Here is a 23,987-nt window from a genome sequence, read left to right as displayed (position 1 = left end):
ACCTCCACAGCTGCTACGGGGTGTTTGGAGAGCAATCAGATGAATCACAAAGTGGCCTTCAGTTTTGCCGATGGCAAGACTCTGTTTTTCCCGGTAGGCACCCATGAAATCCTGCTGGACGCAGCACTGCGCAACGGCATCAAAATCCCTCTGGACTGTCGCGAAGGCGTGTGCGGCACCTGCCAGGGTCGTTGCGAGTCAGGCGATTACAGCCAGGATTATGTGGACGAAGAAGCGCTGTCGAGCCTCGATCTGCAACAGCGCAAGATGCTCAGTTGCCAGACGCGGGTGAAGTCCGACGCAACGTTCTATTTCGACTTTGATTCAAGCCTGTGCAATGCGCCCGGTCCGGTGCAGGTGCGAGGCACGGTGAGCGCGGTGCAGCAGGTGTCGGCGAGTACGGCGATCCTGCAGGTGCAGTTGGATCAGGCGCTGGATTTTCTGCCGGGTCAATACGCACGCCTGTCGGTGCCTGGCACGGACCGTTGGCGGTCTTACTCCTTCGCCAACCTTGCGGGCAATCAACTGCAGTTTCTGATCCGCCTGTTGCCCGATGGGGTGATGAGCAACTACATCCGCGAGCGCTGCCAGGTGGGCGATGAGCTGTTGATGGAAGCGCCACTCGGTGCCTTCTACCTGCGCCACGTCACCCAACCGCTGGTGCTGGTGGCGGGCGGAACCGGGCTTTCGGCCTTGCTGGGGATGCTGGATGAACTGGCTGCCAATGGCTGCAACCAGCCCGTGCACCTGTACTACGGCGTGCGCGGCGCCGAAGACTTATGTGAGGTGGCACGCATCCAAGGTTATGCCACAAAAATCGCTGATTTTCGCTACACCGAAGTATTGAGTGCCCCGTCAGATGAATGGCCCGGCAAACGGGGCTACCTCACCGAGCATTTCGACTTGGCTGAATTGCGGGACAGATCGGCGGATATGTACCTGTGCGGCCCCCCTCCAATGGTCGAGTCCATCCAACAATGGCTGGCGGATCAGGCACTTGATGGCGTTCAGCTGTATTACGAAAAGTTTACGCAGAGTAATATCTGACCCCTCAGCACTTCTGAGGGGTTGGTGCTGCGTGCAATCAACCCTGAGAAAAACAAGTAGAAGGGAATGTTAATGGCGGATGACATGGTTAACCCGGTAGGCCTCAAGCGTGGCCTGAAGAACCGGCACATTCAGCTGATCGCCTTGGGAGGGGCGATCGGCACGGGGTTGTTCCTCGGCTCGGCCGGGGTGCTCAAGTCGGCGGGGCCGTCGATGATCCTCGGTTACGCGATTGCCGGTTTTATCGCGTTCCTGATCATGCGCCAGCTCGGTGAAATGATCGTCGAAGAGCCGGTGGCCGGGTCCTTCAGCCACTTCGCCCACAAATACTGGGGCGGTTACGCAGGCTTCCTGGCGGGCTGGAACTACTGGGTACTCTACGTGCTGGTGGGCATGGCCGAACTGACGGCCGTGGGCAAGTACATCCAGTTCTGGTGGCCAGAGATCCCGACCTGGGTCAGTGCGCTGGTGTTCTTTGTCGCGGTGAACCTGATCAACACCCTGAACGTGAAGTTCTTCGGTGAGACCGAGTTCTGGTTCGCGATCATCAAGGTGGTGGCAATTGTCGGCATGATCGTGCTCGGCTGCTACCTGCTGTTCAGCGGTACCGGCGGCCCGCAAGCGTCCGTCAGCAACCTGTGGAGCCACGGCGGGTTCTTCCCGAATGGCGGCATGGGGCTGTTGATGTCCATGGCATTCATCATGTTCTCGTTTGGTGGCCTGGAGCTGGTGGGTATCACCGCCGCCGAGGCCAGCGAGCCGCGCAAAGTGATCCCGAAAGCGATCAACCAGGTCGTCTACCGGATCCTGATCTTCTACGTCGGCGCGCTCACCGTGCTGCTGTCGCTGTACCCGTGGGACCAACTGTTGCAAACCCTCGGCGCGTCGGGCGATCCCTACAGCGGCAGCCCGTTTGTGCAGATCTTCTCGCTGATCGGCAACGACACCGCTGCGCACATCCTCAACTTCGTGGTGCTGACCGCGGCGCTGTCGGTGTACAACAGCGGCGTGTACTGCAACAGTCGCATGCTGTTCGGCCTGGCCGAGCAAGGCGATGCGCCAAAAGCGTTGATGAAACTCAACAAGCAAGGCGTGCCGCTGCGGGCGCTGGCGATTTCGGCACTGGTGACGATGCTGTGCGTGGTGGTCAACTACGTCGCGCCGCAGAGTGCGCTGGAGTTGCTGTTTGCGCTGGTGGTCGCCTCGCTGATGATCAACTGGGCGTTGATCAGCATCACCCATATCAAGTTCCGTAAGGCCATGGGCGAGCAAGGCGTGACGCCGTCGTTCAAGACCTTCTGGTTCCCGTTCAGCAACTACCTGTGCCTGGCGTTCATGCTGATGATCATCAGCGTGATGCTGGCGATCCCGGGTATTCGCGAGTCGGTGTATGCGATGCCGGTATGGGTGGGGATTATCTACATTGCCTACCGGTTGCGGATGAAAAACGCGAAAGTAGCCGTGATGCAATAACCCCTGTGGGAGCGGGCAAGCCCGCTCCCACAATTTTGAGTGCATGCCAAATGAAGAGCCCCGGTGATCCGGGGCTTTTTGTTTACAGCGTGGAGCGAACTCGCCAGAGTTCGGGGAACAGCACGGTATCGAGCATCTTGCGCAAATAGCCCACGCCTTCGGTGCCGCCAGTACCCGGCTGGAAGCCGATAATCCGCTCCACCGTGGTCACATGGCGGAAGCGCCACTGACGGAACGAATCCTCCAGGTCGATAAATTTCTCGGCCAACTGATACAAATCCCAGTACCGGCTTGGATCGCGATACACCTCGCGCCACGCGGCCTCCACGGATTCATCGTGAACCGTCGCCGCCGTCGGGTCGCGCTCGGCACGTTTCGGGTCAATCGCCAAACCTGCCTTGACCATCAGGTTGATCGCTTCGTCATACAGCGACGGCGTAGCAATCGCCACTTTCAACTGATTCAACAGCTCCGGCCGATGGGCGTGGGGCCGCAACAGCGCCGCGCTTTTATTGCCGAGGATAAATTCGATCTCACGGTACTGGAACGACTGGAACCCAGACGACTGCCCGAGGAACGGCCGAATGGCTTTGTACTCCGATGGCGTCATCGTCGCCAGCACCGCCCAGGCGTGCACCAATTGATCAAAGATCCGTGAGACCCGCGCCAGCATCTTGAACGCCGGCGGCAACTCGCCCAGGCGCACGTGCTCGCGGGCGGCCTTGAGTTCGTGGAGCATCAGTTTCATCCACAACTCAGAGGTCTGGTGCTGGATGATGAAGAGCATTTCATTGTGGTCCGGCGACAGCGGATGCTGGGCGCTGAGGACTTTGCCCAGGTCCAGGTAATCGCCGTAGCTCATGGACTCGGAAAAATTCAGTTCGGCGTTATGCCATTCTTCCGGGGGTTGGTAATCAGGCGAGAAAGGACATTGGCTCATCGCGTGGGCTCCTTGAGCGGACGGAGAATGGCGCGGACCGGGCTGGCGTCGAGGTTGGCGAAACGCAGCGGCAGCGCGATCAGTTCATAGTCGCCCTCCGGCACGTCATCGAGCACGATGCCTTCCAGAATCGCCATGCCATGGCGGCACACGGCGTTGTGGGAATCCATGGTCTTGGACTGCTGCGGGTCCAGGGACGGGGTGTCGATACCGATCAAACGCACACCCAGGCTGGCCAGCAGCTCGATGGTTTGCGGGGCAATGGCGGTGAAGTTCGAGTCCCATTCGGTGAGTGGCGCTTTTGGATAAGTGCGCAGCAACACACGCTCCGGCACGTTATCCACACGGCCTTCCAGCTGATGCGGCTGCACCAGCGCAACGCTGTCCAGGCAATGCAGCACACGGCAGGGCCCCATGTACACCTCCAACGACACCTCGCCAATCGGCGCGCCGTCTGCGCTGTAATGCAGCGGTGCATCCACATGGGCACCGGTGTGCGGCGATAGGGTAATGCGCCCGACATTCACCGGGCACTCCGGGCCGAACTGCCACACGCGTTCTTCCTGGAACGGCGTATCGCCCGGCCAGGTCGGGGTCGCCGTGCTCAAGGGTGGGCTGATGTCCCACCACGTTTTTATTGGGTTCATTTGAAGGCTCTCGGCGGTTACTGGGGTGAATGATACGAGGGCCTGCTGCGAATTTTCTTGCGAATTCTGGCGCGAAGCGGGAAATCTTTCGCACTTACTGCGAGGAATGGGTGGATTGGCGCTTAGATATATCATTCCGGCACGGTGGATCAGCCACTGAAGATCCAATGTGGGAGCGCAGGGTGCCAGAGGGATCGCATTCCCCTGCGCTTCTGAGCATCCCAATGTCGAGTTCAGACCACTGGCGCAACGCCAGAGGCCTTAGGGTTCATCTGTCCATTCCCTGCCCTGGAGTCATCATGTCCACGCCCATCACCGTACTGCGCGACACCCACCCCCTGCCGGTCCTGGACGCGTGCAAATGGGAAAAGCTCGAAGGCGACCCGCACACCGTGAACCTCAACGCTTACACCAGCGAAGACGGCAGCAAAATCATGGGTACCTGGATCTGTACACCGGGCAAGTGGTACGTGGACTACGTGAAGTGGGAATACTGCCACTTCCAGGAAGGCTACTGCATCATCACACCAGAAGGCCTGGAACCGATTCATTTGCGAGCTGGGGATATCTTTGTGGTGGAACCGGGGATGAAGGGGACGTGGGAAGTGGTCGAGACGGTGCGTAAGTATTTTGTGTTTGCTTGAAGTTGTTGTAGTGAGCGGGCTTGCCCCGCGCTGGGCAAGCCCGCTCACTACGCGTAGCGGCACCTTATTTGGGCTTGCGATAGCTGTTGATAATCGCCGAGAAGTCCTTGCCCCCTTCCCCACGCTGGCTCATTGATTGATACAACTGCTGGGCCACAGCGCCGAGGATCACCGGCTGCTTGGCCTGGCGCGCCGCTTCAGTGGCCAGGCCCAAATCCTTGAGCATCAAGTCGGCACCAAACCCGCCGGTGTAGCCACGGGACGACGGCGCGGTTTCAATCACGCCCGGCCATGGGTTGTAGGTGTCGGAACTCCAGCAACGCCCGGTGGAGCTGTTGATAATTCCCGCCAGCACTTGCGTGTCGATACCCAAGGCATCGCCTAGGGCCATGGCTTCGCTGACGCCAACCATGCTGATCCCCAGCAACAGGTTGTTGCAGATTTTGGCGATTTGCCCGGTGCCCACGTCGCCGCAATGCACGATGTTGCGGCCCATCTGCGCCAGCACCGGTTGCAGGGTGGCGAACAGTTCAGGGTTGGCGCCGACCATGAAGGTCAGCGTACCGGCCTGGGCGCCGCCCGTGCCGCCAGAGACTGGCGCGTCAGCCACGGCCACGCCTTGCTTCGCCGCTGCAGCCGCCACATCGCGGATGGTTTGCGGGTCGATGGTGCTGCAGTCCACCGCCGGCACGCCTTTGCCGATGCCGGCGAGCACGCCGTCTTCATTCAGCCAGACGCTGCGCACATGCGCAGCAGCGGGCAGCATCGTGATCACTAGCTCCGCGCCGTTGGCCGCATCACGCGGTGAGTCGCTGATAGCGCCGCCCAGCTCGGCCAGTTCCTTGAGCACCGTCTGGTTCAAGTCGAACAGGTTCAACGCGTGGCCGGCCTTGATCAGGTTGCGGGCCATGGGCGCGCCCATGTTGCCCAAGCCGATAAATGCAATCTTCATGGTCGTCTCCCGAATCAGCGCAGGTTGATGGTGGTGTTGACGCCATCGTTGACTGTGTCGTCATCAAACCAGCGGCTGGTGACGGTTTTGGTCTGGGTGTAGAACTGCACCACTTGCTTGCCGTACGGGCCAAGGTCGCCGAGTTTGGAACCACGGGAACCGGTGAAACTGAAGAACGGCACCGGCACCGGAATCGGGATGTTGATGCCGACTTGGCCTACATCGATTTCGCTCTGGAACTTACGCGCCGCCGCGCCGCTCTGGGTGAACAGGCCGGTGCCGTTGCCGAACGGGTTGGCGTTGACCAGTGCGATGGCCTCATCCAGGGTGTCGACTTCCAGCACCACAAGTACCGGCCCGAAAATTTCCTGGGTGTAGATTTGCATATCGGTGGTCACGCCCGAGAACAGGGTCGGGCCGACAAAGTTGCCTTGCTCATAGCCCGGCACCTTGATGTCACGGCCGTCCAGTTCCAGCTTGGCGCCTTCTTTCACGCCGCTTTCGATCAGTTCCAGGATTCGCGCCTTGGCGCGCTTGGAAATCACCGGGCCGACATCGGTACCGACTTCGCTGCCGGCATTGACCTTGAGCTTTTGCGCCAGCGCCTTGAGATCCGGCAGCCACTGCTTCGACGCGCCCACCAGCACCACCACCGAGGTGGCCATGCAACGCTGGCCTGCCGCGCCGAAACCGGCGCCGACCAGGGCGTTGAGGGTGTGTTCACGGTTGGCATCCGGCAGCACCACCGCGTGGTTCTTGGCGCCCATCATCGATTGCACGCGCTTGCCGTGTTTGCCGGCCAGGTCGTAGACGTGAGTGCCCACGGCGGTCGAACCAACGAAGGACACAGCCTTGATGTCTTTATGGGTGCACAGCGCATCCACCACATCCTTACCGCCGTGCACCACGTTGAGCACGCCGGCAGGCACCCCGGCCTCCAGCGCTAGCTCCACCAGCAGCATGGTCGACAGCGGGTCCTGCTCGGAAGGCTTGAGGACGAAGGTGTTACCGCAGGCAATCGCCATCGGGAACATCCACAGTGGAATCATCGCCGGGAAGTTGAACGGCGTAATACCGGCGCACACGCCGATAGGCTGGCGCAGGGTGTAGGTGTCGACGCCACCGGCGACGTTTTCAGCGAACTCGCCCATTTGCAGGGTGCCGATGGAACAGGCGTGTTCCACCACTTCCAGGCCACGAAAAATGTCGCCTTCGGCATCGGCAATGGTCTTGCCCTGCTCGTTGCTGAGGACCACCGCAATGCGCTTGGAATGTTCGCGGATCAAGGCTTGCAGCTTGAGCATGATGCGCATGCGCGCGCCGATCGGCGTCAGCTTCCAGGTCTGGAAGGCGCGATGGGCGGCGTCGATGGCGGCGTTCACTTCATCAGCGGTGGCGAACGGAACTTTGGCCAGCACCTGCTGGGTGGCCGGGTTGACGATGTCTTGCCATTCGGTGGTCTTGGACTCGACCCACTCGCCGTTGATCAGCAACTTGACCTGTTGCACGGAAATATCGGCAGATGCGTTCATGTGGTCTCCAATCTTATATTTATGCAGAGAACCAAGGCGTTGAATCGCCTTGAAGAATGAGGCGTTCGGACTGTTTTTGGAGTATAGATGTGCAAATCTCTAATAAGAACGCACATAAAAGCCGGACCAATATGCAAAAAAACATCACGTCACTGGGCTCCCTGAACTGGGATGACCTGAAGTTTTTCCTTGAGGTAGCCCGCACCCGCAAGGCCAGCGTCGCCGCCAAGCGCCTGGCGGTGGACTACACCACCGTGTCACGGCGCATCAGTTCGCTGGAAATGTCACTCGGTACCCTGCTCTTCGAAAAATCCCGGACCAACGGTTTCGTCCTCACCCCCGAGGGCCAGCGTTTACTGGGCTATGCGGAGTCCATCGAAAGCACCCTGCATATGGCCTGCGAACAGGTGTCCGGCTCCGGCGTGGCACTGTCCGGCCATGTGCGCATGGGCTGCACCGAGGGCTTTGGCAGCTTTTTCGTCACCCCGCAATTGAGCCACTTCGTCGACACCTACCCGGCGATCTCAGTGGATATCCTGCCCCTGCCCCACTTCATTAGCCTGTCCAAGCGCGAAGCCGATATCGTCATCGCCCTGGAGCGCCCGGAACACGGGCCCTACGTGTGCTGCAAACTGTGTGATTACAAACTGCAGCTGTACGCGACCCAGGAATACCTCGATCAACACCCGCCGATACAACGCCCGGCGGATTTGGCTGAGCATCCGTTCATCAGCTACGTGGATGACCTGGCGTTCAGTTCGGAACTGCTTTACCTGGCGAATGTGGTGCCCGGCGCCAGCGCCAGTTTGCGCAGTACCAGCGTGATCGCGCAGTACGTGGCGGCGCAACAGGGGCGGTCGATGGCGATATTGCCGTGCTTTCTGGCGGCGCAGGATCCGCGGTTGCTGCCGGTGTTGGGGGAGCAGATTGCGATTACGCGGCAGTTCTGGATGTATTGCCGGGAGGATTTGAGGAAGCTGAAGCGGATTACGTTGTTGTGGGATTACATCAGGGAAGTGACGGAGCAGAATCAGGGGTTGTTGATGGGGGAGACGCGGGAGATTAGGTTCGCGGATTAAAGGGCCATCAACGACGATTCGCTTTAATTTGCAGGACGTTTCCTAGAGAATCTCCGGCCTATCGTGCCGTAGGGTTCGAGTCATTAGCCTCCGTACTTCGCTGACATCAGCGAACGGGTTTAGCGACCCGAACCCGGACACAGCCTCCAACGGCAAGAGCTTCGTGCTCGTCGTTCTCGTGTTATGGCGGCTGTGCGTGGGAGACCCTCGGGTCTGCCGGGTCCTGGGTCCGGTTCGCTAACCTGCGTACAGCTGCCACCCTTTCATGTTTAGCGACATGAATGGGTGGTTCCTAAAACTCCCAGGTATGAATCATGACTAAAATCGTCCCCGACCCACCGCGTTCCTCCATCACCACCCTCGGCGTAGTCACATTCGGCGACTACGGCGAAAACGAAAAAACCCTGTTCCGCGTCAACTCCGGCATGCCGATTGAGGAAGCTTTGGAACATGCCTCCACCCTACTTTTTTACTCCAAGAAACTCGCGATGGAAGCCGCCATGGATGTACGCGGCGAGCAATACGCATGGGCTGCGCATTACCTGTGTGAAATGGGCAAGGCCGTGGTGGATGACCTGACGCAGGCGATGACACCGGGCCGATAAGCAAATACCGTTCGAATGCGGGAGGAGCCTTGCTCCTTCCTACATTTAAACCGCACCAGCCCCGGCAATTTGCGGATACCGAGCCCGAACTTCGCGCAGAAACTTACTCGCACTGGTCTTGAGCCATTCAATCAGCCGAGCGATATCCGGCTCTAATTGCCGCCCGTTTCGACAAATGATGTAGTACGCCGCTGGCGACATCATCGCGGGGCTTTTCAACGCAACCAACGCGCCGTCTTCCAATTGGTCGTATACCAACGCAGTCCTGCCCAGTGCGATGCCTGTGCCCTTCACCGCCAGGCTGATCGCCAAGCTCGAATCCGGAAATCGTGGCCCATGGTGATAAGGAGGTGCCGCCAGCCCTTGAAACGCAAACCAACTTTCCCACCCCGGACACACCTGATCGTCCACTCGATGAATCAGCGGGTACCGGGCGACATCCTCCAGTGAAATATCCCCCTTCAACCGTAGAAATTCCGGCGAGCAAACGGGAAATACTGCGTCGCACATCAGCAGTTCAACATGGTGATCCGGATACTCGCCGTACCCCATCACCACCGCGACATCGTATTGATGAGCTTCCAGGCTGGTGCTGTTCATATCGGCGCTAGTCAACACCAGATCAAGGTTGAACGACGCCTCTGTGTGCGACCCATGCATCCTGGGGATTAGCCACGTCGAACAGAGAGAAGACGTGCATGAGAGGTACAACGGTCGGGATTTACCGGGGTTGAGAGATTGCAGTACCCCATCCAGCGCCTTGAAAAAACCATCGGTAACCGGCAACAAGGCTTGCCCCGCCTGGGTCAGCTTGACGCCGCGTGAATGCCGCTCAAACAACTGCACGCCCCACCATTCCTCCAGGCCTGCAATTTGATGACTAATGGCGCTGGCAGTGAGGTTAAGCTCAGACGCCGCACGCGCAAAACTACCGGTTTGCGCAGCGCTGACGAACGCTTGAAGCATCGGTGTGGGAGGCGGACGCTGAGCCATCAGGTGCTCACTTTGATCAAGATGATCCCGCTAACAATGACGAATGCCGACAGCATCCGTCGCCAACCGAACCGTTCATGAAAGAACAGCGCGGCAATAATGGCGCCGATAATAACACTGGTTTCCCGCAGCGCTGAGACCTTGGCCACCGCGTCCAGCGACAACGCAAACAACACCAGTGCGTAGGACGCCAAGTAAAAAACGCCGCCTAATAGGCCAACTCGCCAATGCCCACGTATCGCTTGAGCCAAAGCCGAGCGCTCTTTGGAAAACGCCAGCAGTGGGATCGGAATACTCTGGAACACCGTCAGGTAGATGATGTACTGCAGCACCGTCTCACTGGCTCTTACACCTTTGGCGTCCACTACCGTGTAAGACGCGATAAATGCTCCAGCGCACACCGCCATCAGAATCGGCTTGAACATCTGCGCCGTCATCCTGCGCACAAAGGTCAGGCTGATAATTCCCACACATATCAGCGCCCCCCCCACCAGCGCCAGCAGTGACAACTGTTCATGCAACAGAAAGTAGGAAAACAATGCGACAAATACCGGCGGTACCCCACGCATCACCGGATAAACCTGACCGAAGTCACCCGTTTCGTAAGCTTTGATCAGAAATAACCGATAGACCGTATTGAGTACCACGGAGACGAGGATATAACCCCCTACCTCCAGGCTGGGCACACTGACAAGCGGCAACGCCAACAGGCATATCACCAGCGCGGTGCCATCCACCATGGCCAAGGTCATGAAGCGACTGCTACCGGCGCGGACTACGGCGTTCCAAGTGGCGTGCATAAAGGCAGAGATCAGGACCAGCGTGATCGCGATATCGGAGTTGTCCATGGGGTTCGGCTTATGGCGGATAGTGGGGGGATGTAAGTTATGAGCATCGGGGCATCACTGCTTGCGCAACCACATCCGTAGCATGTAGCGATTTAGATCGTTCAAGGACTTCGCATCATCAATCACGCAACGTGGAGTATTCATATCTATAAAGTGCGTGCGGGTGTGGAGAAACTTGTTATCGGCTGAAATGAGTACCTGCCCTGGTTCCAGCAACACTCGATGCTGAACCGATGACTGATCGAGAGCGGTGTCCAGAAAGTCTAGCGCCTGGGATTGGGCCGCTGTTAATGGCACTCCCGCTTTAAGGTGAGCGGACTCAATGTAGACGCGAAAGTATCTGATCAGCGGAATACCTTCATTGGAAAAGCTCAGAATAGGTGCTTTGAACAACTGTTCCTCATCTGACATACCGCGGTTTTCAAAAAAGAAGTCGCACTTAAGCTCTTCCAATATTTCTGGAAACGCCATCAGCTCCGCGTATACCGCGCTTGCATCAATCAGAATACTCTCACCTCCCAAAAGCGCTTTTTGTCCGCAAGCCAGGATCAAGTAATCGATAGGCAACGGGTCGCTCACTCCATCGTTGTGCACATAGGCACCTTGGCGGGTTTGATGGTATCTCGCACCGTCCTCAATGCTCTTACCGCCCCTGTCATAAACCTCAATCACCTTATGACCGAGATGGTTCTGCACCATTGGCACACCGAGTAGAGAGCCAAATGTCCATATCAGCGACTTGAAAATCGAAAGTTTGTCGACCTTAAAGCCATCAAGAATCAAGATATGGCTTTCATGATCGATCATGGTTCGGATTCTATCTAGCTCCTTATTCAGGACGGGTAATTGTAGAGGATTGATGTGCGCGGCGTTGGTATCGAATCGAATTCCCTGACGCTCAGACTCGAACAACTCACTTGCGCTCAACAGCTCTTCAAAAGCAATGTTTGAAAGTCTAGTTTTAGAAACTTCCTGGCGGAAATTACTGACGTTTATGCTCATCGCAGTCCTTTACGGTGGTTAGTTCGAGCGGCCATTTAACTAAGCCCACCCTTTGCGAAAAAGCGAAACCTCGTCAGCCTAGCCATCAAGATTCGTCATGGCAGACTTCTCCTACAGGAAACATGCTTGACGGTCTTTGCTGAGATACGGTGATGGTGCGTCAACGCAGGCGATGACACCGGGCCGCTAAGCGAACGCTGTAGCAAGGCACCGCAAAACCCACTGTGGGAGCTGGCTTGCCTGCGATGGCAGTATGTCAGTCAGTACATCCAGTACTGAGACACCGCTATCGCCGGCCAGCTCCCACAGTTGATGGGGTTTCACATTGAGGTCGGCGGGACGGGCTCAATCCGCGATCACAACAATCGACACCCGCCGATTCTCGGTGCGCCCTTCAGCGGTGTCATTGGAGGCTACCGGTTTGCTACTGCCCAAGCCGCGTAGCTGGATGTTTTCTTCTTTCATGCCCACGCCGGTCAGCACCGTGGCCACGCTTTTGGCACGACGCAGGGACAGTTGTTGGTTGTAGGTTTCCTTGCCAGACGCATCGGTGTGGCCATCGACACGAACGCGTTCGATACCTACGCCAAGCAGGGCCTTGCCGATGCGCTGGACGATGTCGGTGCTGGGTTGGTTGAGGGTCTCGACATCGCTGCCAAACAGCACTTTGCCGGACAGGCCGAATGACCAGCCTTCGTCGGTCATTTCAAAGCCTTGCTGCTTGAGGACCGCGACCTGCGCCGGGGTCAGGCCTTTGGGTGGGGGCGTCTGACAGCCGCCGAGGGCGAGCAGTGCCATCAGCAGGGTGATAAACATAAAACGTGCGGTGGTGAACAAGGGTCAACTCCTGTGTTGAAGATTGACGGCGGCGTGCTCCGACTCCGCCGTGTGCTGGCCGCCCGAGGACAGGCGCTTGGCCTGGTACATCGCCGCGTCGGCCGCATTGAGCAGGGTGCCGGGAGTGGCACCATGATCGGGGTAGATGGCGATGCCGATACTGAGGGAGGTCAATACCTCGGTATTGCCGGGCACGGGGATCGGCAGGTCCATGCTGGCAATGATCTTGTCGGCGATACGCTTAGCGTCTGCCACCTTGTGCAACGGCGCCAGCAGGACAGCGAACTCATCCCCCCCCAGTCGCGCTACCAGGTCATCTTCACGCAATTGCGCACGCACACGCTGGGCGACGGCCACGAGGACGGCATCGCCGGCGGCATGACCAAAGCTGTCATTGACCTCTTTGAAGCGGTCGCTGTCGAGGTAGAGCACCGCCACTTGCTCTTTGGCCTTGGCGGCGCTGCGCAGAGCGCGAATCAGACGGCCTTCGAAGAACGCCCGGTTGGGCAAACCGGTGAGGCTGTCGTGGTTGGCCTGGTGGGCGAGGAATTCGTTTTCGCTCTGCAGGTGGCTTTGCCAGGCTTCCATCTCGCCGAGCAAGGCATTGAAGTCACTGCCCAGGCTGTCGAGCTCAGCGATTTGCGCCGGCGGTACGCGGCGGTCGAAGTCACGTTCGCTGCGAGCGGCATGGGCCACGGCGGCAAGGCTTTGCAGGGGACCTGTGATGCCACGTAACAAGCGTCGCGCAAGGTGCAGGGCGACCCACGCGCTGAGCGCGGTGCACATGAGAATTCCAGCCAGCCCGCTGAGCAGGAACCGCAGCAGACTACCGCCGTGACCGGTGAGATTAACGCTGCCGACGGCGCGCCCTTGATGCAGAATCGGCTGGCTGATGGGTTGTTCGAGCAAGGTATGCGCCAGCGCCAATTCAACTCGCGAAAGCATGCCCGTTTCCGGACGTATCCACTGCGCCAACAACCTGCCGTTGATATCGAAGACGTCTGCCCGCGCCACCTCTTCGGTGGAGGCAATCAGGCTGAGGGCCTCGGTGGCCGCCGCGCTGTCGTTGAACACCACCGCCGCCTCAACGGTGTAGCTGATAGAGCGCGCGATCAGGTGCAGGTTGTGTTCGGCGTAGACCCTCAGCGCCAGCACGCCGAGCAGCGTCAGGGAAACACTGGCCAGGATCACCGCCACCAGCGCCAGGATCAGGTGCCCCCGGCCGATGACCGAGCGCAGCGTCGGTCGCACTTTATCGGCCTTCATGGCGCGGGCGCTCGGCGACGTGACAACTGCAGCACGCTGGGGTGAATACGTACGCCACTGCGGGCGACGGAGTCGAGATTGACGTCGAATGACACTTGCTCATCACTCACCCGCAGGCAGAACAGGCTGCCCACGGTGCACTGGTCACCGCCTTCGCTGATGCTAAGCACCGGGTGGCCGATCAATGAGGTAAACAGCTGGCTGCGCTCGTCGGCACTGAGTTTGCCGATGTACACCGCATCGCAGGCGTCGACGATATCAGGATGGCTGGCCAGCATGCGCTGCACCACGACCGGACGGCCGGTGGCCTGGGTGGTGCCTTTGACCAGGTCGTCGGTGTATTGGGTCGGGCCGACGATACACAGGCGCAATTGCGCAGGCTCAGCCGGCCAGCGCGCATAACTGAGGATACCGAGCACCACCTGGGTGACCGCTTGGGCACGGTGGGCGGCAAGGTCAATGGGCTCGGGCGCCTGGGCGAAGGCGCGTGGTGCGAGCACGCACAGGGCCGCCACCAGCAACATGCGTCTCCAGCTCAAACTGCGCTCTGTGGGCGAGACAGCCATGTTCATGCAGAGACACTCTCAGTTTTTTTTCAGATCATGCCGCAACGATAGCACAGTGGTGGAACCCCTCAGCGGAATGGGTCTTCACGTGGCCCGCTCTTTTTTCAGAAAAATCAGACGCCTTAATAAGAAATATTGCATGACCTGTCAGTCAGCTTTTTCTGATTCGTGCCCCAGTTCAAGCATCAACCCACTCAGACGCTTGACCTTGCGCTTTACCGCTTCTTCAAACACGCCACCACGCGGTTCGATTAGGCTGAACCAGCGCTTGGCCCGGGTGATGCCGGTGTAGATCAGTTCTTTGGTGAGCACCGGGTTGAGCGCATCCGGCAGGATCAATGCCGTGTGGATGAACTCAGAGCCCTGGGATTTATGCACGGTCATGGCGTACACGGTTTCCACATCATTCAGACGGCTGGGCAGCACAAAGCGCACGCCGCGCTGACCATCGTTACGTGGGAAGGCCACGCGCAGTACCTGCGGGCCGCCATCGCTTTCGGGCAATTTGAGGGCGATGCCGATGTCGCCGTTCATCAAGCCCAGCCCGTAATCGTTGCGGGTCATGAGCACCGGGCGGCCTTCGTACCATTGCTCGTCACCCTCTACCAGCCGCACCTTGCGCAAGGCTGCGGTGATGCGCAGATTCAGGCCTTCAACACCCCAAGGGCCTTTGCGGACCGCGCAGAGCAGTTGGAAAGCGTCGAAGGCTTGCAGCAGTTGTTGCGCCCATTGGGTCCAGGCGGGGGCTTCACGTGGGGTGTCGGGAGATGGACGCGCGCTTTGCAGCAGGTTGAGGTAGTAACGGTAACCTTGGGCGCCGTCGCTGCCCTGCCCGTCCAGGACCAGACGCTCGAGGGCGTGATCGTGCTCGCCCTTCAGGCTGAGGCAGAACAGGTCACTGTGGCTGCGTGCCGTCAGCAGCTTGCGGGCTTCCTCAGCGTTTTGCTGGTTGACCCAGCGCGCCAGTTGGCCGATACCACTGCCTTCGCCAAAACGTCGCGAGTAACGCAGCATCACCACTTGCTGGGCCAGGGGATGGTTGCCGTCGAGGTCTGCCTGCAGGCCACTGGTGCTGAGGTCTTCGCCACTGACAGCTTGCAGCCATTGGCGGGTCTGGGCGTTATAAAAGCCGGCTTCGGCGTCTCGGCACAAATCACCGAGAACAGCGCCCGCTTCCACCGACGCGAGTTGGTCTTTGTCACCGAGCAATACCAGACGCGCATGGGGCGCCAGGGCGTCGAGCAGGTTGGCCATCATTTCCAGGTCGATCATCGAGGCTTCGTCCACCACCAGCACATCCAAGGGCAACCGGTTGCCGATGTGATGACGAAAATGCCGCGTGCCCGGGCGACTGCCGAGCAAGCGGTGAACGGTGGTGACCTGAGTCGGGATTTTTTCCTTCACGTTGTCCGGCACTTTCAGCGACAGCACTTGCTGGCTGATGGACTCGGTGAGGCGTGCAGCGGCCTTGCCGGTGGGCGCAGCCAGGCGAATGCGCAATGGACTGCCAGTTTCCACCGCCGGCGCCTGCAACAGCGCGAGCAGGCGCACCACGGTGGTGGTCTTGCCAGTGCCGGGGCCGCCAGTGACGATACTGAATGCACCGCGAGTGGCCAGGGCGCAGGCAAGTTTCTGCCAGTCGATCACGCCATCGGGCGGGGGTTGGTCGAACAGGTTGTTCAGACGCTGCGGCAAATCGGCGGCGACACTTTCCTGGCTGGCGAGACGCAGCCGCAAGGCTGTGTCGATGCGTCGCTCGTAGGTCCAGTAGCGGCGCAGGTACAGGCGCTTGCCGGACAGGACCAATGGGCGACGCTGGGCGGCCTCGCTGCCATCAATTGCCAACGCGACCAGATGGCTGGCGGCCAGCGCTTGGCACCAATGGGCGCCGTCGAGGCCATCAAGCAATTGCGACGGCAGCAACATGGCACCGGTTTGCTGGTCGCCTTCAGGCGGCAAGGACAAAGCGAAATCCGGCGCCTTGAGGGTTTCGAACAGGTCGAGGCAAACATGACCATGGCCCAATTGATGGCTGGTCAGCGCAGCGGCCAGCAGCACCAGCGGGTCAGCGTCCGGATCAAGTTCGTGCAGGAAGCCGACGAAGGCTTTGTCCAGGGCGCGCAACCAACCGCGATCCACCCAACGCTCCAGCAGTTGCACCAGGTCATTGGCACGGCTGAGAGGCATCAGGTCCTCAAGCGGTAATGGCGACAGGCTCATAGCAGCACTCCTTGTTCCCAGGCGGGCTCAACCTTGGGCGGGATAGGCTTGCCCTGGAACAGCAGGTCCAGGCCTTCGATCAGTTCCCGTGGTGGCCGGGTGAAATACGCGCCCTGGCTCACGGACTGGGTGCCGCGCAGGAACAGGTAAAGCGCACCGCCGACATGGCGGTCGTAGTCGTAGTCCGGCAGGCGCGCCTTGAGTTGGCGGTGCAGGGCCAGCAGGTAAAGTACGTATTGCAGGTCGTACCGATGCTCGAGGATCGACTGTTCCATGGCGTCCTGTGTGTAGGCTGAATCGTCGGGGCCGAGCCAGTTGGATTTGTAGTCGGCCACGTAATAGCGGCCGTCATGTTCGAACGTCAAATCGATAAAGCCCTTGAACATACCGTTGAGCAGCACGGGTTCGGCGGCGACGCGGGAAATGCCGTTGTGGGTGTACTGGCACACCAGTTTGTCGAGGGCGAGTACGTCGACTTTATGGCTGGCGAACCAGAACTCCATTTCGACCTGGTAATGCTGCAGGCTTTTCAGGCTGACGTGGTTGTTGTCCACAGGCAGCGCCGCTTGCAGCAAGTGGCCCAGCCAACTGCTGAGGGTGACGATCCAACCTTCCCAGTTGCGGCGATTGCAACGAGCCCCTACTGCTTTTTCGATAGCCTCGGGGGTGACGTTGAAACCCTCCTCCCCCGCCCACTCCAGCAGACCGTGGAGAAAGGTCCCAGGGTTCGGGCCACGTGGGAACCGGTGAATGTCGCCGCCGGACGCCGCCACCTCGCGGGGTGCGTCAGGGTCGAGGCGTTCATCATCGAACAGCTTCTGGGCTTGTGCGCTTTCCGGCGCTTCGAGACTGGCGGCACTCATGCTGTCGCCAATGCGCAAGGCGCTGTAGGAGGCGATCCACCAGTTTTCGGCCGCCTTGCGTTTGGGCAGCAAGGGCGCTCTAAGCAGGGCTTCGCTGCGCGGCGGGTGGAAGATGATGTCTTGCGCGTCGGGCACGTGGGCATAGTGGATTGCGGTGCAACCCTCTTGCAGATCCAACAACCAGCGCGCCAGACCCGCGGACTCTCCCAGCGATGTACCCGCGCCAAGCAAATAGCCCAACGCCGATAAGTGCAGCACAGAGCTATTGCTGTTGCCACGCTTGAGGTCGGCGATGCCGAGCCAGCACGCATGCTTGGCGCGGGTCAGGGCGACATAGAACAGGCGCAGGTCTTCGGCCAGACGCTCGTTGTCGGCCTGGGCGATCAACTCAGCGGTCGGACGCAGACTGACCTGCGACTTGCCGTGTTCATCGTGGTAGTGAAGGGGCAAACGGCTGCCGTCGACTGGTTTGGCTGAGCAGATGAAAGGCAGGAAGACCAAGTCGTATTCCAGGCCCTTAGACTTGTGGATAGTCACCACCTTGACCAATTGTTCATCACTTTCCAGGCGCAGGATTTGTTCCTCACCCGCCTGGCCCGACAGCGCCAGGTGTTCGGCCAAGTGGCGGATCAGCGCCTGTTCGCCGTCCAGTTCCGATGCGGCCTGTTGCAGCAGTTCGCTGAGATGCAGCAGGTTGGTCAGCACACGTTCGCCGTCACTGCGCGCGATCAGGGTTTGCGGCAGTTTAAAATCGTGGAGCAGGCGACGCAGCATCGGCAGCACACCTTGGGTGCGCCAGATCACGCGATAGCCACGGAATTGCATGACGCGGCTTTCCCATGCGAGTTCGTCCTGGTTCAGGCGTTCCAGTTCCGGCAGTGACAGGTTCAGGGTGACGCAAGCCAGGGCTGCGCGCAGCGGGCGCTCAACATCCGGCTCGGCGCAGGCCTTGAGCCAGGCCAGCAGGTCGTGGGCTTCCTGGGCGGCGAAGACCGAGTCTTTGTCGGACAGGTACACACTGCGCACGCCACGCGCAGCCAGTTCAGACCGCACGGCTTGAGCTTCCTTGCCGTCGCGAACGAGGATGGCGATATCTGACGGAAGCACGCCGTTGAAGCTCGCGTCCGGCTGTAGGAAACCGGCTGTGCCTTGCTGTCCGCCGTTGAGCAATTCAACAATCTGCGTGGCACAGGCGGCAGCCAATTGCTGACGGTAAACCAGGTTGGAAACCGGCTGCTCGGTGGGCAAATGCCAGAGATTCATCGCCGGCAGCGTTTGGCCATTAACCTGCAATCGTTCCTTGCGGCCTTGGGACAGCACCGAGTGGAACGGCACCGGATTCTGGCCATCCGGTTCGCGGAACAGGAACGCGCCACGGCCTTTTTCTGCGCGCTGGAACACGTGGTTCACTGCCTCGACCATCGCATGGCTGGAGCGGAAGTTGGTGCCCAGCGTGTGGTGGCGGCCAGTGGTGGACTGGCGAGCGCGCAAGTAAGTGTAAATGTCAGCGCCACGGAAGGCGTAGATCGCTTGCTTGGGGTCGCCGATCAGAAACAGGCCACTGTCGAGGTGGTTTTCTTCGATGCGGTAGATGCTGTCGAAGATGCTGTACTGCACCGGGTCGGTGTCCTGGAACTCGTCGATCAGGGCCACCGGGAATTGCTCGCGGATGACACTGGCCAGACGTTCGCCGCCGTCAGCTTTCAGCGCGGCGTTGAGGCGGATGAGCATGTCGTCGAAGCCCATTTCGGCGCGGCGGCGTTTTTCTTCTTCGAAGCGTTTGCCCACCCAGCCGGCGGCGTGTTGCAACACAGCGGCCTCGGGGGTCGGCAACGCATCGAGGGCCGACTTTAGACGGGCCATGGCGTCAATGCCAGGATGCTGGGGCGGCTCGCCCTTCCAGGCTTCGGCCATGCCGTCGGGCGTGAGGCGGGTGAAGCCAGTACCGATATCGAGTTGTTCGAGAGTGTCGTCAGCAGCCCAGGCGCCGATCTTTTCGAACCACGGCTCGAAGTAACGCGCTTGCATCTTGCGGCCGTCGACGGCTTTGGCGGCCACGGCTTGCAGGCAGATGTCGCGTAGCTCGGCGGCCCATTGTTGCCAGGGGGCTTTGAGTTGTGTGAGCGCTTCACGGCGTTCTTGCAGGCAGGCGTTGATCAGCTCGACGGGCTCGCGGACTTCATCGGTGGGCCGTTCGCTGCCGAACAACGCGCGGACTCGCGGCATCAATGCGGCGGGACCGCCCCAGTTGTTGCGTACCCAGTTGAGCGCGTCGTCGTGCATCGGGTAGCAAAACAAACGCCAGTAGTCGCGCAGCACCTCACCGAGCAGGTCGCTGTGGTCGGTTTCCAGGGTCTGGGTGAACAGGCTGCCGCTGTCGAAGGCGTGTTCGCGCAGCATGCGCTGGCACCAACTGTGGATCGTCGAGACGGCGGCTTCGTCCATCCATTGCGCGGCGATGTCCAGGCGGTTGGCACAGGCGGGCCACTGTTCGGGTGGATACTCGTCGCGCAGATCAGCGATCAGGGCGTCAGGCTGTTCAATTTCTTCGCGGAAGAACCGCGCGGCCTCGGCAAGACGAATGCGGATGCGTTCGCGCAGCTCTTTGGTGGCGGCGTCAGTGAATGTCACTACCAGAATTTGCGGCGGCAACAGCTCGCGACCAAAGCCGGACGCTTCGCCACCGTGGCCGAGGACAAGGCGCAGGTAGAGGGCAGAGATAGTGAACGTCTTCCCGGTACCGGCGCTGGCTTCAATCAGCTGGCTACCCTTGAGCGGGAAGGCAAGGGCTAAAGGTTTGCTGGTCATGCGCCGGCCTCCTCACCTGTGAGTGATCGCCATGGGGCGTTGATCAGCGGGCGATAAAGGGTTTCGCACCAACCTTCGAATTCTTCGCTGGCGATGAGCGCGGCGTAGTCGGGGAATTGCCGAGTGAGCGCTGGGGTTTCGCGACGCTCGCCGTCGGAGGTCAGGCCGTCGCCTTCGTAGGCTTTACTGGCGGCCGCCTGGGCCTTGGCAGGATCGGTTTGACCGAGCCAGGCGAAGGCGGTTTTGACAGCTACGGGTAACGGTTTACTCATGCCTTCGTGCCAGGCGAGCAGCAAGTGGCCGAGGATTTCCTGTGCGATGGATTTATCCAGAGGCGGCAGCAGCAAGGTGTCGTCGCTAGCCACCAAGCCGGTGCTTAACGGCAGGCCGCAAGCACAGGCAACCACGTGATTGACCCAAGGGCGGATAAGGCGATGCCACTTGCGGGTCTTGATCGAACCAATGCTGTTGGGAATGGTGGTGACGCTTAGCAACCCGCCATCACTGCGTCGATGCAGACCGCTGATCCAGCCTTCCAACTGAACCCCCTCATGCTCAAAAATGACAGGTTCTGCGCCAGTATGCTGGGTGGGCCAGAGAGCCAACAATTGTCGATAGCGTTGCAGAAGGTCGGGTAAAGGCTCCATCAGTTCGTTGCGGAGGCATTCGCCGAAACCGACCATGGGCAACAGGCCACTGCCTTGCAGTCGCAAGGCCTGGGCGTTCAGGGCCTGGTCGAGATGATCGGGGTTAGTGAGTGCAGCGTTCAGCAAGCTGTCACTCAGGCTATAGCGCTGCAGTGCGTCGAGGACAAAGGGTTCTTCGTCGGCCAACGGCACTTCGGCGGCTTCGAAGAATACTTTCAGACGTTGGCTAAAGAAGTGTTTGGCCGGGTTGCGCAGGAAGTCTTGTAACTGGCCGAGGCTCAGGGGCTCTTCCTGTTCGTGCGGTGGCAGGTCGTGTTCTGTTGAGGGCGCGTCGCAGGCTACGTGGAGCAATTGCCATTCGCGGGCGAAGCTGAACAGCGCGTCGCCCTCATGGAAGTAGCGGGCGCTGAACGGTTGCAGCGGATGCTCTTGGGTCATGGCTTCGATAAGCGCTTCATCGCTGTTTGCGTGATGCCAGCCGCTGGCGAGATGGTCGCGCAGTTGGCCGATCAATACCGAGGCAGGACGATCGCTATTGTCGCGGATGCTGCGACCCACCCAACTGATGTAGAGCTGGTCACGCGCTGAAAGCAGGGCTTCGAGCAGCAGGTACCGATCGTCTTCACGGCGTGAACGGTCGCCGGGGCGGTAATCACTGCCCATCAGGTCGAAGTCCAGCGGTGGTGTGGCGCGGGGGTAATCGCCGTCGTTCATGCCGAGCAGGCAAACGAGCTTGAACGGGATCGCGCGCATGGGCATCAGGGTGCAGAAATTAACAGCCCCGGCGAGAAAGCGCTGGGACAGGCGCCCTTGGTCCAGGCCAGCCAGCCAGGCTTCACGGACTACGGTGAGCGGTAACTCGTCTTGTAGGCCTACGGACTCGCAGGTTTCCAGCCAGGCCTCTCGGAGTTGTTCAAGTTGACCCAACAGGTAGTCGTCGTGTTCGCTGCTCGGCAGAAAGAACAGTTGCATCAGGCGTTGCAGGCGTTCGCCCCACGTCTGCGGAGGCGCGGGGTGCGACAGCGCTTGATGGGCGTCACTGAGTGCGTCGAGTAAGGCGACCAGCGGGCCGATCAGGGCGGCGTCGAGACCACCGATTTCGTCGTAGGGTTCGATGCCGTCGCACGCGGCGCCGGTGCCTACGGCGTAACCGAGCAACATGCGGCGCAGGCCGAAACGCCAACTGTTTTGTTCCAGTTCCGTGGGCAGGCCCAGGCCTGCGCGCTGTTCAGCGTTGAGGCCCCAGCGGATGCCGGCGCCTTCAATCCAGCGGTGCAGTGTGGGCAGGTCGCGTTCCTTGATGGCGAAGCGTTCGCGCAGGGCCGGAACGTCAAGCAGGTCGAGGATTTCGCTGACAGGGAAGCGGCTGTCGGGGAGTTTCAGCAGATGTTCGACTGCGATCAGCAGAGGGTCGCGGCCGCGCTGACCCTGGTCAGTCAGGGTGAACGGGATGAAGCGCGGGTCGTTGCGCTCAAGCTGGCCAAACACGGCGCGGATATGCGGCGCGTAACTGTCGACGTCGGGGACCATGACGATGATGTCCCTGGGACGCAGCGTGGGGTCGGCGCTAAAACGTTGGAGCAGTTGGTCGTGGAGGATTTCTACTTCGCGTTGAGCGCTGTGAGCGATGTGGAAGCGGATTGAGGTATCTCGCTCCAGATCGACGGCAGGCCATAGTTCGCGGGTTTCATTGAGTGGGCGCAGTTCAAGGATATCGTCCTGGAGCTGATTGAGCAGCGTGGTGGGATCGCTGTCACTGAACAGGTCGATACGACCATCGCGGAACGCTGCACGGTAGCTGTTGGGGTCATCGTAGCTGTCTAGCAGGCTGATGTAGTCACGGCCTTGTTTGCCCCAGGCAGCCAGTAGCGGGTGGGCGTGCTGGTGCAGGGTTTGTGGATCGATAGTGACCGGCATGCCGGATTTACGCGCTTGGCGTTTGTATTCGTTACGCAGCAGGTCTTTGTCGGCGACGATGTCGGACCAATGATGGCGACACGGGTTGTGTACGCAAAGCAGGACTTGGCTGAATCGTGCGAGCCCGGCAAGGGCTTCCAGCGCCTGTGCTGGCAACGAGGAGATTCCGAAAACAATGACTCGGGATGGCAGCCCTGGTGGGGTGCTTTCGAGCGTATTGATGCGTTCGATGAAGCGTTGGTGCACGCCTGCGCGGCTTTCGGCCATGCCTTCTTCACCGACATCCAACAGCAGTGCGCGCCACAGTTCGGCTTGCCAGCAGTTAGCAAGATTGAGCGGTTTGGCGTCGCCTCGGCCGTTACGCAGTTGGTGGCGGCCGGCAGCCCAGTCTTCCAGCCAGTCGGCGCGGTAGACCTGGTATTGGTCGAACAAGTCAGCCAGGCGCTCGGCGAGTTGGTAGCGTTTACGCAGGTCGGTGTCGTGGGTGAGGAAGCGCTGCAACGGTTCGAAGTGTGGCTGATCGATAAGCTCTGGGAGCAGGCGCATCAGGCGCCAGGTCAGGGGGGCCTTATCGAGCAGGGACTTGGGTGGGATTTCGTCACGGCCAAGGACCATGCGGTAGAGCTGCCACATGAAGCTACCGGGCAGTTGCACGTCAATTGCTGCAGCGATACCGCAGCCGCCCATGTCGTCCTCTTCCGGATCTTCAGCCAGGGCCAACTTGAGCCATTGAGCGATGCCGTTGCTTTGCACCAGGGCGATTTCGTTTTCCAAGGGCGCCAGGGGGTAGCGGCGCATCCAGCTGACCACCAGGCTGCGCAGTTCATCCAGGCGATTGCCGTGAACCACCATGAATCCAGCGCTGAGGGACGTCGCATCCGGCATAACGGCTTCCTTGGGAAAAGCAAAATCGAGGGTGCGACTTTAGCACTGTGGACAGTTATTGGCGGAATTGGGATGTAGATGTCTTTTCGACCGCCCAAAACAAAACCCCTGTTTGCGTTAGCAAACAGGGGTTTCGGAATTTAATCTTGACGATGACCTACTCTCACATGGGGAAACCCCACACTACCATCGGCGATGCATCGTTTCACTACTGAG

At 59.9% G+C, this 23,987-nt stretch carries 18 protein-coding genes; 5 read left to right on the top strand and 13 right to left on the bottom strand.

Features of this window, described 5'->3' with window-relative positions:
* Window positions 1-39 precede the first annotated feature (39 nt).
* Window positions 40-1,047, top strand: a complete 1,008-nt coding sequence (gene antC / locus AACY30_RS07020; RefSeq protein WP_339470623.1) for an anthranilate 1,2-dioxygenase electron transfer component AntC — start codon at window positions 40-42, stop codon at window positions 1,045-1,047.
* 72 nt (window positions 1,048-1,119) lie between these two features.
* Window positions 1,120-2,520: an amino acid permease gene (locus AACY30_RS07015; protein WP_339427499.1), complete on the top strand. Its 1,401-nt coding sequence runs from the start codon at window positions 1,120-1,122 to the stop codon at window positions 2,518-2,520.
* Between the two features lie 82 nt (window positions 2,521-2,602).
* Here the strand turns inward: AACY30_RS07015 and kynA are convergent, their stop codons facing one another.
* Window positions 2,603-3,460, bottom strand: a complete 858-nt coding sequence (gene kynA, locus AACY30_RS07010) for a tryptophan 2,3-dioxygenase (RefSeq protein ID WP_219269019.1) — start codon at window positions 3,458-3,460, stop codon at window positions 2,603-2,605.
* Window positions 3,457-4,107 carry an arylformamidase gene (gene kynB / locus AACY30_RS07005; RefSeq protein WP_339470622.1) on the bottom strand — a complete coding sequence of 217 codons (651 nt, stop codon included), beginning with the start codon at window positions 4,105-4,107 and terminating at the stop codon, window positions 3,457-3,459. Before kynB ends, kynA begins: the two co-directional genes overlap by 4 nt.
* A 299-nt stretch (window positions 4,108-4,406) precedes the next feature.
* Here kynB and AACY30_RS07000 point away from each other — a divergent pair, with 299 nt between their 5' ends.
* Window positions 4,407-4,751 carry a cupin domain-containing protein gene (locus AACY30_RS07000; protein ID WP_049711538.1) on the top strand — a complete coding sequence of 115 codons (345 nt, stop codon included), beginning with the start codon at window positions 4,407-4,409 and terminating at the stop codon, window positions 4,749-4,751.
* A gap of 64 nt (window positions 4,752-4,815) precedes the next feature.
* On the opposite strand, the gene mmsB is transcribed toward AACY30_RS07000, so the two are convergent.
* On the bottom strand, window positions 4,816-5,703 hold the full coding sequence (gene mmsB / locus AACY30_RS06995) for a 3-hydroxyisobutyrate dehydrogenase (RefSeq protein WP_339420520.1): 888 nt from the start codon (window positions 5,701-5,703) through the stop codon (window positions 4,816-4,818).
* 14 nt (window positions 5,704-5,717) lie between these two features.
* Complete coding sequence (locus tag AACY30_RS06990; RefSeq protein ID WP_339540060.1) at window positions 5,718-7,235, bottom strand: CoA-acylating methylmalonate-semialdehyde dehydrogenase; 1,518 nt, start codon at window positions 7,233-7,235, stop codon at window positions 5,718-5,720.
* Between the two features lie 131 nt (window positions 7,236-7,366).
* On the opposite strand from AACY30_RS06990, the gene AACY30_RS06985 reads away from it, so the two are divergent.
* Window positions 7,367-8,314 (top strand): LysR family transcriptional regulator, encoded by a 948-nt coding sequence (locus AACY30_RS06985; RefSeq protein WP_339420518.1) that lies wholly within the window; start codon window positions 7,367-7,369, stop codon window positions 8,312-8,314.
* A gap of 314 nt (window positions 8,315-8,628) precedes the next feature.
* Window positions 8,629-8,919, top strand: a complete 291-nt coding sequence (locus tag AACY30_RS06980; RefSeq protein ID WP_339470620.1) for a DUF3077 domain-containing protein — start codon at window positions 8,629-8,631, stop codon at window positions 8,917-8,919.
* Between the two features lie 45 nt (window positions 8,920-8,964).
* Here AACY30_RS06980 and AACY30_RS06975 read toward each other — a convergent pair whose 3' ends face one another.
* The 9 genes from AACY30_RS06975 to recC all read right to left on the bottom strand — a co-directional run bounded on the left by AACY30_RS06975 (window position 8,965) and on the right by recC (window position 23,771).
* Window positions 8,965-9,912: a LysR substrate-binding domain-containing protein gene (locus AACY30_RS06975; protein ID WP_339540059.1), complete on the bottom strand. Its 948-nt coding sequence runs from the start codon at window positions 9,910-9,912 to the stop codon at window positions 8,965-8,967.
* Window positions 9,912-10,760, bottom strand: a complete 849-nt coding sequence (locus tag AACY30_RS06970; RefSeq protein ID WP_339437468.1) for an EamA family transporter — start codon at window positions 10,758-10,760, stop codon at window positions 9,912-9,914. Before AACY30_RS06970 ends, AACY30_RS06975 begins: the two co-directional genes overlap by 1 nt.
* 54 nt (window positions 10,761-10,814) lie before the next feature.
* A complete protein-coding gene (locus tag AACY30_RS06965; protein WP_339540058.1) occupies window positions 10,815-11,762 on the bottom strand; it encodes a TauD/TfdA family dioxygenase in 948 nt (315 codons plus the stop codon).
* Between the two features lie 345 nt (window positions 11,763-12,107).
* Window positions 12,108-12,599 carry an OmpA family protein gene (locus tag AACY30_RS06960; RefSeq protein ID WP_339470616.1) on the bottom strand — a complete coding sequence of 164 codons (492 nt, stop codon included), beginning with the start codon at window positions 12,597-12,599 and terminating at the stop codon, window positions 12,108-12,110.
* A 3-nt stretch (window positions 12,600-12,602) separates the two neighbouring features.
* The gene (locus AACY30_RS06955) at window positions 12,603-13,865 is read right to left on the bottom strand and encodes a diguanylate cyclase domain-containing protein (RefSeq protein ID WP_339470613.1); all 1,263 of its coding nucleotides are present in this window, start codon (window positions 13,863-13,865) and stop codon (window positions 12,603-12,605) included.
* The gene (locus AACY30_RS06950) at window positions 13,862-14,437 is read right to left on the bottom strand and encodes a YfiR family protein (protein WP_339540057.1); all 576 of its coding nucleotides are present in this window, start codon (window positions 14,435-14,437) and stop codon (window positions 13,862-13,864) included. Before AACY30_RS06950 ends, AACY30_RS06955 begins: the two co-directional genes overlap by 4 nt.
* 141 nt (window positions 14,438-14,578) lie before the next feature.
* Window positions 14,579-16,651, bottom strand: coding sequence for an exodeoxyribonuclease V subunit alpha (gene recD, locus AACY30_RS06945; RefSeq protein ID WP_339540056.1), 2,073 nt, complete (start codon window positions 16,649-16,651; stop codon window positions 14,579-14,581).
* A complete protein-coding gene (recB, locus tag AACY30_RS06940) occupies window positions 16,648-20,322 on the bottom strand; it encodes an exodeoxyribonuclease V subunit beta (RefSeq protein ID WP_339540055.1) in 3,675 nt (1,224 codons plus the stop codon). The genes recD and recB overlap by 4 nt, the downstream gene beginning before the upstream one ends.
* Complete coding sequence (gene recC, locus AACY30_RS06935) at window positions 20,319-23,771, bottom strand: exodeoxyribonuclease V subunit gamma (RefSeq protein ID WP_339540054.1); 3,453 nt, start codon at window positions 23,769-23,771, stop codon at window positions 20,319-20,321. The genes recB and recC overlap by 4 nt, the downstream gene beginning before the upstream one ends.
* Window positions 23,772-23,987 lie beyond the last annotated feature (216 nt).

It is taken from the genome of Pseudomonas sp. RA_5y_Pfl1_P24, assembly GCF_963970945.1.
Classification (GTDB): Bacteria; Pseudomonadota; Gammaproteobacteria; order Pseudomonadales; family Pseudomonadaceae; genus Aquipseudomonas; species Aquipseudomonas tritici.
The sequence above is the reverse complement of the archived record's forward strand: the minus strand, read 5'-3'. Positions and strand labels throughout refer to the sequence as shown.

What these genes read in the sequence shown, in the direction of transcription:
- AACY30_RS06950 (WP_339540057.1), bottom strand. Translation starts at nt 14,437, where the DNA reads ATGAACATGGCTGTCTCGCCCACAGAGCGCAGTTTGAGCTGGAGACGC.
- AACY30_RS06980 (WP_339470620.1), top strand. Translation starts at nt 8,629, where the DNA reads ATGACTAAAATCGTCCCCGACCCACCGCGTTCCTCCATCACCACCCTC.
- mmsB (WP_339420520.1), bottom strand. Translation starts at nt 5,703, where the DNA reads ATGAAGATTGCATTTATCGGCTTGGGCAACATGGGCGCGCCCATGGCC.
- recC (WP_339540054.1), bottom strand. Translation starts at nt 23,771, where the DNA reads ATGCCGGATGCGACGTCCCTCAGCGCTGGATTCATGGTGGTTCACGGC.
- AACY30_RS06965 (WP_339540058.1), bottom strand. Translation starts at nt 11,762, where the DNA reads ATGAGCATAAACGTCAGTAATTTCCGCCAGGAAGTTTCTAAAACTAGA.
- AACY30_RS07000 (WP_049711538.1), top strand. Translation starts at nt 4,407, where the DNA reads ATGTCCACGCCCATCACCGTACTGCGCGACACCCACCCCCTGCCGGTC.
- AACY30_RS06990 (WP_339540060.1), bottom strand. Translation starts at nt 7,235, where the DNA reads ATGAACGCATCTGCCGATATTTCCGTGCAACAGGTCAAGTTGCTGATC.
- AACY30_RS06955 (WP_339470613.1), bottom strand. Translation starts at nt 13,865, where the DNA reads ATGAAGGCCGATAAAGTGCGACCGACGCTGCGCTCGGTCATCGGCCGG.
- recD (WP_339540056.1), bottom strand. Translation starts at nt 16,651, where the DNA reads ATGAGCCTGTCGCCATTACCGCTTGAGGACCTGATGCCTCTCAGCCGT.
- kynB (WP_339470622.1), bottom strand. Translation starts at nt 4,107, where the DNA reads ATGAACCCAATAAAAACGTGGTGGGACATCAGCCCACCCTTGAGCACG.
- kynA (WP_219269019.1), bottom strand. Translation starts at nt 3,460, where the DNA reads ATGAGCCAATGTCCTTTCTCGCCTGATTACCAACCCCCGGAAGAATGG.
- antC (WP_339470623.1), top strand. Translation starts at nt 40, where the DNA reads ATGAATCACAAAGTGGCCTTCAGTTTTGCCGATGGCAAGACTCTGTTT.
- AACY30_RS06970 (WP_339437468.1), bottom strand. Translation starts at nt 10,760, where the DNA reads ATGGACAACTCCGATATCGCGATCACGCTGGTCCTGATCTCTGCCTTT.
- recB (WP_339540055.1), bottom strand. Translation starts at nt 20,322, where the DNA reads ATGACCAGCAAACCTTTAGCCCTTGCCTTCCCGCTCAAGGGTAGCCAG.
- AACY30_RS06975 (WP_339540059.1), bottom strand. Translation starts at nt 9,912, where the DNA reads ATGGCTCAGCGTCCGCCTCCCACACCGATGCTTCAAGCGTTCGTCAGC.
- AACY30_RS07015 (WP_339427499.1), top strand. Translation starts at nt 1,120, where the DNA reads ATGGCGGATGACATGGTTAACCCGGTAGGCCTCAAGCGTGGCCTGAAG.
- AACY30_RS06985 (WP_339420518.1), top strand. Translation starts at nt 7,367, where the DNA reads ATGCAAAAAAACATCACGTCACTGGGCTCCCTGAACTGGGATGACCTG.